This window comes from Leifsonia sp. 22587, assembly GCF_052044215.1.
In the GTDB taxonomy this organism is placed as follows: Bacteria; Actinomycetota; Actinomycetes; order Actinomycetales; family Microbacteriaceae; genus Leifsonia; species Leifsonia shinshuensis_C.
In genome coordinates, this window is the sequence record NZ_JBQENB010000001.1 from 742,152 (window position 1) to 755,610 (window position 13,459).

7 protein-coding genes are annotated in these 13,459 nt (G+C 58.9%); 3 read left to right on the forward strand and 4 right to left on the reverse strand.

Going from position 1 to position 13,459, the window contains the following annotated elements:
* Window positions 1-11: 11 nt before the first annotated feature.
* Both ACTJI1_RS03720 and ACTJI1_RS03725 read right to left on the reverse strand, forming a co-directional pair.
* Window positions 12-2,618: an AAA family ATPase gene (locus tag ACTJI1_RS03720; RefSeq protein WP_440741583.1), complete on the reverse strand. Its 2,607-nt coding sequence runs from the start codon at window positions 2,616-2,618 to the stop codon at window positions 12-14.
* A 1,093-nt stretch (window positions 2,619-3,711) separates the two neighbouring features.
* On the reverse strand, window positions 3,712-4,248 hold the full coding sequence (locus ACTJI1_RS03725; RefSeq protein WP_440741584.1) for a hypothetical protein: 537 nt from the start codon (window positions 4,246-4,248) through the stop codon (window positions 3,712-3,714).
* A 637-nt stretch (window positions 4,249-4,885) separates the two neighbouring features.
* On the opposite strand from ACTJI1_RS03725, the gene ACTJI1_RS03730 reads away from it, so the two are divergent.
* Genes ACTJI1_RS03730 through ACTJI1_RS03740 form a run of 3 tightly spaced genes read left to right on the forward strand, consistent with a single transcriptional unit; the run spans window position 4,886 to window position 10,780 of the window.
* Window positions 4,886-7,621: a class I SAM-dependent DNA methyltransferase gene (locus ACTJI1_RS03730; protein ID WP_440741585.1), complete on the forward strand. Its 2,736-nt coding sequence runs from the start codon at window positions 4,886-4,888 to the stop codon at window positions 7,619-7,621.
* Window positions 7,618-9,606, forward strand: a complete 1,989-nt coding sequence (locus ACTJI1_RS03735) for a DEAD/DEAH box helicase (RefSeq protein WP_440741586.1) — start codon at window positions 7,618-7,620, stop codon at window positions 9,604-9,606. Before ACTJI1_RS03730 ends, ACTJI1_RS03735 begins: the two co-directional genes overlap by 4 nt.
* Window positions 9,599-10,780 carry a GIY-YIG nuclease family protein gene (locus tag ACTJI1_RS03740; protein ID WP_440741587.1) on the forward strand — a complete coding sequence of 394 codons (1,182 nt, stop codon included), beginning with the start codon at window positions 9,599-9,601 and terminating at the stop codon, window positions 10,778-10,780. Before ACTJI1_RS03735 ends, ACTJI1_RS03740 begins: the two co-directional genes overlap by 8 nt.
* A 171-nt stretch (window positions 10,781-10,951) precedes the next feature.
* Here the strand turns inward: ACTJI1_RS03740 and ACTJI1_RS03745 are convergent, their stop codons facing one another.
* Both ACTJI1_RS03745 and ACTJI1_RS03750 read right to left on the reverse strand, forming a co-directional pair.
* Window positions 10,952-13,117 carry a hypothetical protein gene (locus tag ACTJI1_RS03745; RefSeq protein WP_440741588.1) on the reverse strand — a complete coding sequence of 722 codons (2,166 nt, stop codon included), beginning with the start codon at window positions 13,115-13,117 and terminating at the stop codon, window positions 10,952-10,954.
* Between the two features lie 170 nt (window positions 13,118-13,287).
* A complete protein-coding gene (locus ACTJI1_RS03750; RefSeq protein WP_440741589.1) occupies window positions 13,288-13,452 on the reverse strand; it encodes a hypothetical protein in 165 nt (54 codons plus the stop codon).
* Window positions 13,453-13,459 lie beyond the last annotated feature (7 nt).

A 13,459-nucleotide genomic window follows, 5' to 3' on the forward strand; every position in this document is an offset into this window, starting at 1 on the left:
TGTCGACCCGGTCATTGGAGGCCAATCGCGGTGAGCTGGGTTTCGGTCACCGCGGTTATCGGTTCGGCAGACGACCGAGCAGCCCGCCGAAGCTCGACCTGAGCCGCCGCCCGCGATTTCCTCATGGTCTCTTCCGTCGGCTGGCGTTGCATCATCTCGACCAGCTGCGCCTTGGCCGAGTCCGCGTTGGCAGCCACTAGCACCGCCGTGTTGTGCTGCTTGCCTCGAGTCAGACCGACGTAAAGTCCGGCTGCGTCCACTCCGGGTCCGACAAGGGCGCGGTCAGTCGTCTCGCCCTGAACGCCGTAGACGGTTGTGGCATAGGCGAGGTGGATGTGCGACGCGGCGTAGTCGAGGCTGACCTTCCTCAAATCGGTCGTGTCGGTGCTCGCGGCCAGGATCACGTGGTCCTTGGCGATCGTCTTCACGACCCAGTTCTGGCGGTTTTGTACGTCCGAAGCGCTGTCGTTGCGTCGGGTCTGGACCACGTCACCAACGAAGATCGCCAGGCCGGATTGCCCACTAAGTGTTTGGCTAGTGTGAATTGCCCCGGCCTCGATGCGTCGGCGTTGGATAGCCTCGCTGATCTCCTGCGCTTCACTGTGAGTCGCTGTCACCAACGCGATTGTCTCCCGGCACCGCAGGGCCTCAAACCATCCTTCGACCATTGTCCCGCGTGCGGCGACGTCGCTATCGGCCATCACGATATGGTCTGTTTGAACGAGGGCCTCAGCGATCTCTCGACTTTGGTCCTCGCTGTACGGGTGCCGGAGCCGAAGCGTCATGGCTGCCCACGTCTCATCGTTGAAGCGGTGAGTAGTTGTGAGCTCAATGCGCCGCGATGACCGGTGCCAGAACAGCGCCATGGCCCCTGAGTGCCCGACTGGCACGGCTTGATACTGGTCACCCACGAGCGCAACTCCCGCGCCGGTAGCGCGGATGATGTCGCAAAGCGCAGACGCCGCCTCGAGGTCCAGCATGCCGGCCTCGTCCACGACAATGCGATCGCCAGGGTCGATGCGGGTGCGGGGACCGCAATAGCTGCCGCCCGTGGTCGGGTCAACCTCGCCAATCGAGAGTCGCCGCCACTCGGTTGCGCCGGATGCGGTAGTCGCCCAACGCCATCCGAACTCGTGGAGAAGCTGGTGGAGGGACGATGATGCGCTCATTGTTTCGCGTCCGGCGACAGACGAAGCCTTCTTGGTTGGCGCGACGATGATCATATTGTGGCCGCGCCGCCGAAGCGCTGCGCCGGCCACTTTGAGCATCGTGGTCTTTCCGGTGCCGGCGGGGCCGGAGATAACGACGTTGCGAGATGTGCCGCCGATCGCGGCCGCGCCAGCCAGCTGGGCTTCATCGAGCGTCCGATCGGGCTCAATCGCCCGTCCGATCGCGGCGAGCTCATCCGTGTCCAGGGTCTGCCCCGGCTCGGAGAACGCGTCGACCTTCTGAGCGAGGGTGACTTTCAATGTGGCGGTGGAGACCGCCATCAGGTGCTTGACGTGCTTCGGGACGTCCGGCTCGGAGATCAGGGTCACCGTGTGCGAGCGCGCCACGACTTCCTCAGCGAGCTTCGCGAGGACGTCCCGCTCGGCGACAACGCCGGTGGCGGCGATCGCGCGGAGCGCACCGGCCCGCACGTCCATCGCGCTGAAGCGGCCACCGCTGCCGGTTGAGCGGGCATCCGCGTCGACAACGGCCTTGGCTGCCAGCAATCCGATGTCGAGTTCCTCGACGGCAAGAGGACGCAGTGTCGCAGGAGAATGCTGCATTCCAATGGTCGGGTCGGCGGAATGTAGTTCCTTGCGGACGAGGGCGGCCCAGTCGCCTTCGTTCAACTCGCCCGGCTTGTTGGGTCGGCCGACCGCCCAGGCCCAGTGGTCGATCTGGCTGAGCACATCGTGGGAAGGTTCCTGCCTGGGGTGCTGCCGCCTCCACCAAGCGGTGCGGGCAATCTTGTTGGCCTCGATCTGCGCGGACCGCTTCGACAGCGGTCGCACCAGGTGCTGGAGCTGAGTAACTTCACCGTCAGCGTTGAGGGTGAACCCCTTTGCGGCGAGAGCGCCGACCCATGCCGGGTCGGTGCGGGAGGCGAGGTCACCTTCGGCATTGATGACGTTCTGAAACCGCAACGCCACCCTCGTGTCGATGTTGGACCATTTGCCGTCTTGGCCTTGCACTTTGACATTCAGCCAAAGGTGGCGGTGCTTATGCGGGTCCAAGGAACGGGAACGTTCGTGACGCAGCTCGACGACCTCGATCCGCGCCAGGTCCTCCCGGATGGATCCGCCTTTGCCGCGTCGGGCGTTGAGCTCGGACTGCCACAGCTTGATGATCCGGTCGCGGAGGCGGTCCTGGAGATCCTCATAGGCGGCGGCGAGGTCGGGGTCGAGCATGGCGGCGATCGAGAACGACTTCGGCGCATTGATCGTCGCATCCAGAATCAGATCCGCGACCGGCGACTCGAGGTCCCGGCCGCGACGTTTCCCGGTGAGGGGATCCAGGCCGTCGACCCAGGCTTTGAGTTGGTCGCGGGTGAGGAGGTCGTCGCGGATGGCACCGTTCTCCACGATGTACCGGGTCATCACCGCGTCCGCGTAGCCGGCCGCGGCGATCACTCCGTCGGCGGTTTTGGCGGTGAGGGAGGCGTCACAGGCACCGGAGAAGGCGTAGTTGACCGCTTGCTTGACCCCGTGGGATTGCTGTCCCCGCTTCCATCTGGCTACTCCGCCTCGCACCTGCAGTCACCTCCCTCACACGTCGCTTCGGAACTCTCGAAACCAGGCAGTCTCGTACTTTGTCGGAAATTGCCCTCTACTTATTACTTCCGGTTCGGGGAGCGTTTTGGCGCGCATTTGGCGCGCGCTGCTGCTTTCCCTGAATCCGCTCCCTTCGGGAACGGCGGCGACCGGCCGCATCTGGCACGCCATCGACGGCGCCGGCGAGCTGCAGCGCGGTGCTGCCTTCCAGAACGAATGCCCTCATACCTGCACGTTGTGTTTCCAAGCCGGTTTTGACGCGCAAATCCGATATTCGTTGGATCACGCCCAGGCAAAGACTCCGGCCGGACGCCGCCGAGGCCTAAGCCGGTTCCCTTCCGGGCCGTGCGTACGCGGAGAGTCTGGTCAGACTGAGGAAGGGCACGCATGCTGTCTCCGCGGTGAGCGCCGCTAGCCATCCGATCGGGGTGGACGGGTCGGCGGCGATCGCCCACCCATCCATCGCGTATTGGCTGACGGTCTCCACGCATTCCTGCTTCTCGGCTGCGGTCGGGCTCGCGGAGCCCTCTACGCCAACGAGTCCGCTTTGCAATTTCGGATCCATGTTGCTGGCGTCGATGATGAATACCCGCATCTCACTCGCTCCCTCAGAGGTCGATCGTTTTTGAGTGCCTTTCCGGCGGGTGATCGAGAGCGAGTGGGAGGTGTGGAGTGCTGGGACCGTGGAGTACCGGGGGAGCGCAGCGGGGGAGGATACGCCGCGAAAGCCCGGCACGGAGCACCGGGAGCGAGCTACGATCGGGCGACGGAAAGGCACTCCCTTCTATTCGCGTGGGCCTCGTATAAGCGGTAAGGAACCCATGCCAGCGACGACCATTCGCAACTGAGGTGCAAGTGACAGCGAATTGGCGAAGGCGGCCCCGGAGTACCGTCAGTCAAAAGGAAAGGCGGGGAGACCCAAAGCCTCAGCAAGGGGAGCCCATCCGCAAGCTCAGGGGCGGGCGTCTCTGCGCTCTCGTTCTTCAGCTGCTAGATCTAACGCGCCTTGGTAGCGGTAATAGGCCGCGGCAACTTCGTTGCGCCACATGTCGAAGAAGGCACCGGCGATGGTTCGCACTTGAGCCGTGTCGGGAGCGTTCCAACTGGATATTGCCTCCAGGCAAGCTAAGCCGGCCGCTGCGCGATTGGCGCAGGCCTCACCCTCCGCGATCATGGCCGGGCTATTGTCCTCGATGTAGACGGTTTCGATGGTCGGAGTCGAAAGGCGGATGTTTGTCACCGCGGTGTGCATTCCGATATACGCGGCGGTCAGCGACAGGAGAGGAATTGGGATTGTAGTGGTAGCCCCGAGATGCGCATACGCATCCCAACGGGCGCTCGTCCACTCACCACCGGTGACGAAATAGTCATACACCTCAGAGGGTGCTTCCCAAACGCGCAACCATTTCCCTGGCTCGATGGCAGATGGAATCTCCGGAAGGAAGTGGTCCGTCAGCTGTTTGAGTCCCGCTAAGTTGCCCACCGTCATGAGCAGAATCTATTGTGAATCAAGCCATGAGAAAAGATCAAATTTGCGGTTATCCGTGTTATCGGCTGCTGCGCGTGCGTGCGTTGGGCATCCGCGGATTCCTTTGGGTTCTCCGACAAAGCCTCGCTTGACCAACTAGGTCGTGAGGCGCGACCCGGTCATCTCACTGAAGTGCCTACGTGCATAGCTCCTTAGACTGCTCCTTAGAATCTGTCGCGTCTGCCTGTGACCTCTTCTTGGCCTCTATCTCGGTTTGACTTGCTTTGGGTTTCTTCCTCCTCTGGTTTGCCTCTAGTCTCGTTGTCTGCTCAGCGCTTCTGATCTTTGGCCCCCTCCTCATTTGAACCCGTGGTAGCCAGACGTGCCGTCCGGCGGAGTGTGCTCCGATTGTCGTTACAATTTCCGCTGCGCAACCCCGGAGTCAGGATTCAGCTCAGAGAATCGACGTGATTTCGAAATCAGCGCCGGGCTCCAATGACGCACGAGGCGACTCGCGGAAGCTTGGGATAGGAGTCGCGGTCCCCAGTCGCTCGATAAGATTCACTGGCATTACGGTCCGGGCTCGAGTCGAGCGTAAATGCGCGAAGAAGTGTGGTTTTCTTGCCCTACTGCAAGCGCGCGAGAGTAGGAAACATTCATGGCGAGATTGAGTCTCAAGGCCATCGAAGAGCGCATCACCCCGCTTGCCGGTCGCCAAGCCTACGATCGCGAGTTCATATTCGATCTTCTTCTCGCCTACGGTAAGCCACAGGGCAACGTCACCCGTCTACGCAACGGCTCCCTGAACATTGCCGCGGATCCGACATCCGAGGTCGCACAGAAGAACACTGTCTACTTCAAAGAGACCACCAGGGATCCGCTCGAGATCATCGAAGACCTTAAGTCGTCGCCGGCGGTAGTCCGGTTCAGCACCCGTTTCGTAATCGTGACCGACTACGTCCACCTCATCGCGACCGACACAAAGACTCGTGAGACCATCGGCTTTCCGATCGGGGAGATCGACCAGCACTTCGCCTTCTTCCTACCCTGGGCAGGAATGGAGAAGGCGCAGTACTTCAGCGAGGCCCACGCCGACGTAAAGGCCGCCGAACGCATGGGCAGACTCTTCGATGAGCTGCTCAGTGCGAACCCTGGCCTGTTCGACGACGAGCGCGGGCGGCATGCACTTAACATTTTCTTCACCCGCCTGCTGTTTTGTTTCTTCGCTGAAGACACCGGGATCTTCGCCGAAAATCAGTTCACGAACGCAGTGGGCTCGCAAACTCAACCCGATGGCTCGGACACAGACGTGTTCTTGGCAGACCTGTTTGTTGCGCTAGACACGGCGAGCCCTGAGGAAAAACCGAGAAGCCTTGCGGACTTTCCCTATGTCAACGGTCGCTTGTTCGCGATGACCGCCGAGCACGTTGTGCCGAGGTTCACGAAGAGAGCCCGCGAGGAACTTATTTCGTCGGGCAAACTCATCTGGCGCGAGATTAACCCCGATATCTTCGGCTCAATGTTCCAAGCGATCGTCACACCGGGCAAACGCAGCGACCTCGGACAGCACTACACATCGGTGCCGAACATCCTCAAGACGATCGAACCGCTGTTCGTCGACGCACTCAAGGCAGAGCTCGACGCAGCTTACGACAGCGAGCGTCGGCTCGTCCGACTGCTTGATCGAATCGCTGGCATCAAGGTATTCGACCCCGCGTGCGGGTCGGGCAACTTCCTCGTCATTGCATACAAGGAGTTGCGCAAGCTCGAGCACGCAATACTCGAGCGCCTGGCCGAACTCAGCTCGACGCACCAAGTACTGTGGGCCGACTCGAAGATCAGTATCGAGAACTTCTACGGCATCGAGATCGACGACTTCGCTAGTGAGGTCGCGGTGCTGTCCCTGTGGATTGCTAAGCACCAGATGAACACCGAGTTCCGTGAGAAGTTTGGCGTCTCCATCCCGCTGATCCCGCTCAAGGAGACTGGTCAGATCCGCGCGGGCAATTCGACACACGTCGATTGGAATGAGGTGTGCCCGAACGACGGCACTTCGGAAATCTATCTCATCAGTAATCCGCCGTATGTCGGCTCGAGCATGCAGACGGCAGAGCAGAAAGCGGAGTTCAAGCCAGTTTTCGGCATCCGGCCCTTCTCAAGGAACCTCGACTACATCTCCCTATGGTTCATCAAGGGATCTGACTACATCGCTGGTACGCGAGCTCAGCTCGCGTTTGTCACCACAAACTCGGTGGCCCAGGGCGAGCACGTAAGTCTGCTATTTCCCACGATCTTCGACATGGGGATTGAGATCGGATTTGCTTACACGTCGTTCAAGTGGGAAAACAACGCGAAGCGCAACGCGGGCGTGACTGTCGCAGTTATAAATCTGCGGAACGAGTCGCCAGAGCCGAAGTACATCTACACCGACGACCTGCGGATTGCGGCGACCAACATCAACGGTTACCTGGCTGACGCCCCAAACGTCATGGCTGTCCGCAGATCGAGACCTATCTCAGAAGCTCTGCCACCTATGGCCTTTGGCTCGAAGCCTACCGATGGTGGCCACCTAATCCTGAGTCCCGCCGAACGAGCTAATCTCCTCGCATCCGCGCCGGAAGCCGCCGTGTTTATCAAGCAGTACATGGGTTCGTCGGAATTCATCAACGGTGGGGAGCGTTTCTGCCTGTGGATCGACGACGAAGGAGTAAAGGATGCGAATAAGATTCCTGCTGTTCGTGATCGGTTGCTCCGAGTTCGTCAAGCTCGGTTAGCTGAGGACGCCAGCGATATCTCGAAGAAATTTAGCGCAGAGCCACATCGGTTCATCCAGCGCGCCTACAAGCCAACCGATTCGATCATCGTGCCCAGCGTCTCGTCGGAGCGTCGGCGGTACATGCCAATGGGCTTTCTAGGGCCCGAAACCGTGGTTTCGAACCTCGCCTTCGCAATCTACGAAGCCGAGCCCTGGCTCTTCGCACTCCTCAACTCGGCGATGCACATGGCGTGGACGCGTGCAGTGGGCGGCCAGCTGGAGACACGCATCCGTTACTCCAACACCATCGTCTACAACAACTTCCCCGTCCCGCCGCTATCTGATGCCTTGAAAGAAAAGCTGAGCGTGGCCGGGCTGCGCGTGCTCGACGTTCGCGAGTATCACTGTGAGCGGACCCTGGCGGAGCTCTACGACCCGGACGAGATGCCGGAGGACCTGCGTGCCGCGCATGCGGAAATCGATGCTCTGGTTGACTCGGTGTACTCCAAGAGGCCATACGAGACTGACGAGCAGCGCCTTTCTGATCTGTTCGTGATGTACGAGCAAATGTCCGTTGAGGCGTCGGCGGCGACCCTGACGAAGAAGACGCGCGCACCCAGGAAGGCAGTAGCGAAGTGAACGCGGTAAACAAGCCTGTCAATATCGTCAACGTTACCTACGCCCAGACGAAGGCTTCGGTGAACACCGATGAGCTCGGCATGCGCGAGATGCAGCAGCGAGTCTTTGCGAAGCGCGACGCCCAGCATCTGCTTGTGAAGGCGCCGCCGGCCTCTGGCAAGTCCCGTGCGCTCATGTTTGTCGCGCTCGACAAGCTTTACAACCAAGGGCGAAAGAAGGTGATCGTCGCAGTGCCGGAGCGCTCCATCGGTGCTTCGTTCGCGTCGACGAGTCTCACCGAGTTCGGCTTCTGGGCCGACTGGGAGATCAAAGACGAGAACAACCTATGCGATGCAGGCTCCTCAGCAGGAAAAGTCGAGGCATTTGTTAATTTTCTGGAGGGTCCTGATGCCGTGCTGGTTTGCACGCACGCGACTCTGCGCTTCGCCTTCGAGAAGCTCGCACCCGAAGCGTTCAACGGGACAGTGCTCGCAATTGACGAGTTCCACCATGTCTCCGCTGATACCGAAAGCTCGCGTCTTGGTGCACTGCTACGCGACGTGATGAACGGTTCGGATGCACACATCGTGGCGATGACGGGCTCGTACTTTCGTGGCGACTCGGTCCCGGTGCTTGCGCCCGAGGACGAGGCAAAATTCACGCCGGTCACCTTCAACTACTACGACCAGCTCAACGGCTACGAGTATCTGCGCTCTCTCGGCATTGGCCACCACTTCTACCAGGGTCGCTACACCGAGGCGATTCACGAAGTGCTCGACCTCGACAAGAAGACGATCGTGCACATCCCAAGTGTGAACTCGGGTGAGTCTACGAAGGACAAGATCGAAGAGGTGGGGTTCATCATTGACGCCATCGGGCACGTCGAGGAGACCGACCCCGATACAGGCATCATCAGTGTGCGTCGCGGAGACACGAGCGCAATCGTGCGCGTCGCGGACCTCGTCGATGACACCGATCAGAAGAAGCGCGGCGACACGCTGCACTACCTCGCCCACACTGCGTCAAAGGATCGCGACGCGGTCGACATCATCATCGCTCTTGGGATGGCTAAGGAAGGCTTCGACTGGCCATACGCAGAGCATGCGCTCACCGTTGGATACCGAGCGTCACTCACCGAAGTAATCCAGATCATCGGCCGCGTGACGCGCGACAGCGAGGGCAAGAAACACGCCCAATTTACAAATCTCATCGCCGAGCCCGACGCCTCGCAGGGTGAAGTCAAGGTCTCTGTAAACAATATGCTCAAAGCCATTACCGCCTCGCTGCTTATGGAGCAAGTGCTTGCGCAGAATTTCACGTTTAAGACGAAGAAGTTCGGTGAATATGAGCCGACCAAGAAGGGCGAGCTAAAGATCAAGGGCTTCAAGGAGCCCTCCAGCGACCGCGTGAAGCAGATCGTCGCAACGGACCTTAATGACCTCAAGGCGACGATCCTGCAGGATGACACATTCGCCCGAGCCGCCGCTGGCTCCATCGATGCCGAGACAACGAATAAGGTGCTAATCCCAAAGATCATTCGGGAGAAATACCCGGATCTCGACGAGTCTCAGGTCGAAGAGGTGCGCCAGCAGGTGGTCGTCGACTCCGTGATCAAAAGTGGCGAGGTCCGCGAGGTCGGCGACAAGCGCTTCATCAAGATGGCCGAGAAGTTCGTGAATATCGACGACATCAACATCAACCTCATCGATTCGGTGAACCCGTTCCAGCGGGCCTTTGAGGTGCTGTCGAAGTCAGTGACGCCGTCGGTCCTGCGGATTATCCAGGACACGATCACGGCAACCAAGATCGAGTTCACGGACGAAGAGGCGTTGGCGTTGGTCCCCAAAATTAAGACCTGGAGACAGGTCAACGGTAAGAACCCGGATATCCGGTCGGAGGACTCGGCGGAAAAGCGGCTGGCCACGGCCTTGCTGTATTTGCAGAGGCGCACTGCCGAGCGCAAAGCCGAGAAGCGCGCCACCGAGATGGTGGACCATCATGACTGAGGGCTTCACGAATAAAGGGGACGTCGCTCTGTCGATCGACGACATCCTCGACGACGACCTGTTCACGGCTCCCGAGAAGCCGACGAAGCTCACCTCGTCGGACAGGTTGGAGCGCGCGTTCGTCGAGATCGTCGAATTTCGTCGTGCTGAGGGTCGGGCTCCGAGTTCGCAGACGCGCGAGATCGCCGAGCGCAAGCTCGGAGCCCGTCTCGACGGATTCCTCGCCAATGAAGCGCGGGCCGCCGCGGTCAGGCACCTCGACGAGTTCGGGCTCCTCCAGTCACAGACTGCGCCGGCGTCACTCGACGACCTGCTCGAGAGCGATGACCTCGATGACCTGTTGGGCGACGACGCGTGGATCCTCGACGTGTCTGATCTGCCGGTCATGAAGCGCCCTGAATCGCCGGACTCAGTTGCACAGCGCGTGAAGTCCGAAGATTTTGCGCAGTTCCAACCTCTGTTCAAGACCAAGCATGCTGAGCTTGCCGAGGGTACCTACGAGCTCAAGCCCTTCACAGGTATGGACCTCATCCGGGAGGGTATGTTCTTTGTCCTCAACGGCGTCATGTGCTTCGTCGCCGAGGTCGGCGAAGATGTGGACCTTGTCGTGGGTGGGAAGCGAACACAGAAACAGCGCCTTCACGTTGTATTCGAAAACGGCACGGAGTCACGCATGTACAAGCAGAGCCTGATGACGCGCTTGTACGAGGTCCAGGGGCAAGTTCTGGCTCGCTCCGGGGTCGACATTGGCGAGATCCTAGATGCCGACATCGAGAGCGGCCACATTTACGTCCTGAAGTCCATGAGTACCGACCCGCTCATCGCGAATATCGCGAACCTGCACAAAATCGGCTTTTCGACCACAAGCGTTGAGCAGCGTGTCAAGGCCGCCTCAACTTCGCCGACTTACCTCATGGCCCCCGTCCAAATCGTCGCGGATTACCGGCTTTACAACGTCAAGGCATCAGCGCTTGAGCACCTGTTGCACCGCGTTTTCGCAGACGTGCGGCTCGACTTGAGGCAGGTCGACAAGAAGGGCCGGAACTATGACCCGTCCGAGTGGTTCGTCGTGCCGATCGATGTGGTTAATGAGGCTGTAGCGATGATCATGTCGGGTGAGATTACCGAGCATGTGTACGACCGAGCGTCTCAGAGACTGATACGGCGTGCCTAAGCTGACAGCTGCTCACGTCGGTCCGAGCGAACATTCGGACAAGGGTTAACTCGAAGGGGAAACTGGGCGGCGAGATCGGCGTCGGAGTCAGTTAAAAGAGCGGACGAAGGTCCACCGTCCCTGGTTGCTCTCTCCACTTGCCACCTGAAAGTCCGAGTGAGACAAGGAACATCACTCCTTGTCTGACCCCTTCAAGTCATCGGCGAGTTCAAGGTCCGTAACCTCCGGCCTGCCGAAGTAAATCCGGCGTGCCGCGTCGCTCAATTGAAATTCTCGTCGTCCACGCACGAGTTGCCGATCAACGAGCCTTTGCTCGTCGAGGGCCTTAGCTCGCTTCCCCACCATTTGGTAGGAAACATCGAGTTCACCTGCAATTTCCGAAGCGTAGAGAGGTTTAGGCTCCGAATTCAACGTCTGAAGAATACCGAGTTCCGTCGGGGGAAGAAGCTGTTCTTCGTTGACGCTTCGAATCAGAGACTCATATTTCTTGGAGATGTTCGTCACGCGACAGACGCCGACCCGACAGTTGGGGCAGAGCATCCCAAACCGTTTGAGTGCTTCAAGATCTTCAGATTCAAAGACTGAAGAACAAGAGTCGCATACGATTTCCTGATTACTCGCCACGAAATCCTGTAGCAGCGGAGTGTAATCAAACACTCGCTCTACGAAGTAGAGCCGTTGTTCTCGCGTCTCCGTAGGTCTGCCGAAAGCTATCGAGTACTTCTCGCATAAACCGTAGTTCAGCGCATAGACGGTGACTCGCTTGCCGTCTCGATTACTCATGACGTAGTAGCGAGTGAGAAAAAAATTCAGCTCCAACGTGGAGAGCAAGGCGTCGAAGGCCTGCGCAGTGTAGAAGTGACTAGTCGGGTGCTGACCCTCGATTTTGCGGAACACGCTCGCGGCATCTTTCAGTCGGAGGGCGCGAGCACGGTCGACGATCCTCTCGAGAAGCTCCTTGAGGCTGAATATTGTCGACTTTTCTTCAAAAGACTCGTGCAGGAATCGACCCATCGCAAAATAGGGCTCCAACTTGTCCTCGTAGTACCGTTTGGACGCATCTCGAACGCCAGTTACTGTGATCTCGCGACCATACAGCAGCTGGCTTTCGTAAGCGAAGAAGAGGATGTACCCGAGAGTTCGAGGGTTGCCCAACGACGCCTGGAAGAGTGCCATCCAAACAGCCTCAGCCGATTTGGCGTCCACATATTTCCGTACATCTAGGCCGAAGTGGTTGAGCCTCTTCTGAACAAGGCGCTTCACGAACTCAACGCCCTTTAGTTCCATGTCAGCAACCGTCGATTGACCGTAGAGACTGTGAAGGTCAAGGTTGATTTCGTCGATCTTCGACTTATCGAGAGCCCCGTAGTAGATCCGGCCCGGGTATGCGGCGATCTTGAACTTGACCAGCTCATCGGACCAGTTGTTCAGCGGCGCAATCAATGCGTCCACCACAGTTGTCATCGCCGTAAGCGGAAGTTCAGAAAAGTCGTCCAGGAAGACGTACAGGTGGCGCACAGACATTGGCTCGAGAAGGTCCTTCAGGCCGGCAATGAGCTTCCGGACATCCATCATCCGGAGCAGCACGTCGCCGTACTCGGTTCCGATCGCGTCTTCGCTGAAGCTGGAGATTTCCGCCGAGACTGCTGCGGTCGGCTTCCCTCCATCAAACCCGAGTTTGGCACCTGATTTCTCGCTGGACCGGTCCTGCGAGAAGTCCTTGAGGCGAACCTCCCGGATCCCCTGAGCGTTGATGAACTCGGGATCATCGAGCTCGGCTACGAATTGGTCCAGCTTCGAACTCAGATCTCGATAGCTGCCGCCGAATGCTTCCTTGATCCTGTGGCGCCAGGAACTTGAGAGCTGCTTTTCAAGCTCGTCACGTAGACCAGCGACCACGGCTTTAACGAACGCCGTCATGAGTAGGAATTCGGAAAGTGCTGATTCGGGCAGCGCGCCATCTACAGAACCGAGTTTGGTGAGGAGCGAAGGATCGATCTGTGCTGACTCGAACACCGTCTTGATATCCACGTATGTGGATAACACTCCGTTTTGGTTTAGCAAGCTTTTTTGCGCGCGCAGAAAGACCGTCGATTTCCCGGTTCCTTTGCGTCCGATGAGGAAAGTAGTGTTCGACTCGCGAAGGAGTTTCAGCACGTGATCGTTTGGAAGCGGGTCCACGTAGAGTTCTTCGATGAGGTCCTCGCCTTGAGGGCTTTCAAGCTCGGCTCGCCTGTATAGTTTGAGCGTTTGTATTGCCTCTTGGAACTTGTCGAGTTCGTAATCCGTAAATCCCATGCTGTTCCGATTCCTCAATACAACGCCCGACGGTGCCATAGTCCGGCTATAGCTGATTTTTTTGAACTTCGACGATAGCGACGCCGCGCCCAAATGAGCGCCTAGGGAGTCCTGTGGTGGTCGGTGCCCGCGTCAGTAACTATCAATGTTGTTGTCGTTCCGCTTGCCGTGTCTACGTCTCGGTATCACCCAGATGCGTCCTCTAAGAGTCACGAGTGGGCCGACAGATCGCGGGTTGACTGGTTAAGCATCGCCAACCGTCTCAACAGACGAGACGAATACTTCGGGTCGTATCGAACGACGTAGGTTTCGTCACTGTCCAGGTCATCAATGATGGCCTCGTTCTCTTCAGCCAGAGTCATCTGCACGTCCATTATTTCT

Bases quoted from the DNA above. Each gene is read 5' to 3' on its own strand.
- ACTJI1_RS03730 (WP_440741585.1), top strand. From the start codon at position 4,886: ATGGCGAGATTGAGTCTCAAGGCCATCGAAGAGCGCATCACCCCGCTT.
- ACTJI1_RS03725 (WP_440741584.1), bottom strand. From the start codon at position 4,248: ATGACGGTGGGCAACTTAGCGGGACTCAAACAGCTGACGGACCACTTC.
- ACTJI1_RS03745 (WP_440741588.1), bottom strand. From the start codon at position 13,117: ATGGCACCGTCGGGCGTTGTATTGAGGAATCGGAACAGCATGGGATTT.
- ACTJI1_RS03750 (WP_440741589.1), bottom strand. From the start codon at position 13,452: ATGGACGTGCAGATGACTCTGGCTGAAGAGAACGAGGCCATCATTGAT.
- ACTJI1_RS03740 (WP_440741587.1), top strand. From the start codon at position 9,599: ATGACTGAGGGCTTCACGAATAAAGGGGACGTCGCTCTGTCGATCGAC.